Annotated in this window: 1 protein-coding gene and 1 pseudogene; both read right to left on the minus strand. The window is 66.5% G+C overall.

The annotated features are described in order from the left end of the window. Nucleotides 1-656 (minus strand): annotated as a pseudogene (locus JCM25143_RS20430) (SDR family oxidoreductase); the annotation flags it as partial. A 26-nt stretch (nt 657-682) separates the two neighbouring features. Beyond that, the coding region (locus tag JCM25143_RS15120) for a recombination mediator RecR (protein ID WP_025861843.1) at nt 683-1,183 on the minus strand (501 nt) is incomplete at its 5' end.

The following is a 1,183-nucleotide window of genomic DNA, read 5'->3' on the forward strand; positions in this document are numbered from 1 at the left end:
TCCAGCCCAGCGGCACAGAGGCGCACTGGCGGGCAAACTGTTCCACGGTCTGGCGCGTGCTGGGCAGGGCAGGGCCGGGGCCTATGGCATTCACCCGGATGCGGCGCGGAGCCAGCGCAAGCGCATGGTGCGGGTAAGCGTCCATAAAGCGCTTTTGGAAACCGTATAGCTGACGAAATGCGGCGTGAGCGACCACACGCGCTCGTCCAGCATGTTCAGCACCATGCCCTCCGCCCCTGTTGGCAGCGCCTTGGCGAAAGCTGCATCAGCACAAAGGGTGCGCGCAGGTTGGGCTTCATGTGCTGCATCCAGCTTTCAAGCGAGGCATCATCCCACTCGTCGCGCTCGAAGGTGGAAGCGTTATTGACCAGCACCCCCAGCGGGCCGCCAAGGGCCTGCATGGCCTGCTCGGTCAGCGGTGCGGTTTCCTCCTCCCGCGCGAGGTCGGCATGCAGCAGCACTGCACGGCGGCCAAGGGCTTCCACCTCGGCCTGTGTTTCACGCGCCCGCACGGCATTGCCCCGGTAATGGATGGCAACATCAAACCCGGTTTCAGCCAGCATCAGCACCAAAGCACGGCCCAGACGCGCCGCCCCTCCGGTTACAAGGGCGCGGCGTGGCATGGCGTCGGATACAGGAAACAGATCCATCGTCATGGTGGTGTTCTCCATTGCTTTTGGGGTCAGGCCGGGCGGCGTGCGCCAAGGGCCGCTGCCAGCGTGCCGTCATCCAGCACGTCCAGCGCGCCGCCCATGGGCACGCCCTGCGCGACACGGCTGATCGTGACATCACCCTGCGGGGGCGTGTAGGGGGCCAGACGGTCCATCAGCCAGTGCAGGGTTGTGGCCCCTTCCACCGTAGCGCCCAGTGCGAGAATGACCTCACGCACCTGCCCCGCTTCCAACCGGGCAAAGAGGGGGGCAGTATTGAGGTCTTCCGGCCCTGTGCCCGCCAGCGGCGAGAGCGTGCCACCCAGCACCTGATACACACCCCGGTGCACCCCCGCACGCTCGAGCGCCCACAGGTCTCCCACTGTTTCCACCACGCAAACCAAAGAGCGGTCACGCAGGGGATCGGAGCAGATATGGCACGGATCCACCGTGTCCAGATTCCCGCAGGAGGAGCAGGTGCGGATAGCCTCGCCCGCGCGCTCCATGGCGCGGGCCAGCGGCGCAAGGCGGGA

It is taken from the genome of Acetobacter papayae JCM 25143, from assembly GCF_000613285.1.
GTDB lineage: Bacteria > Pseudomonadota > Alphaproteobacteria > Acetobacterales > Acetobacteraceae > Acetobacter > Acetobacter papayae.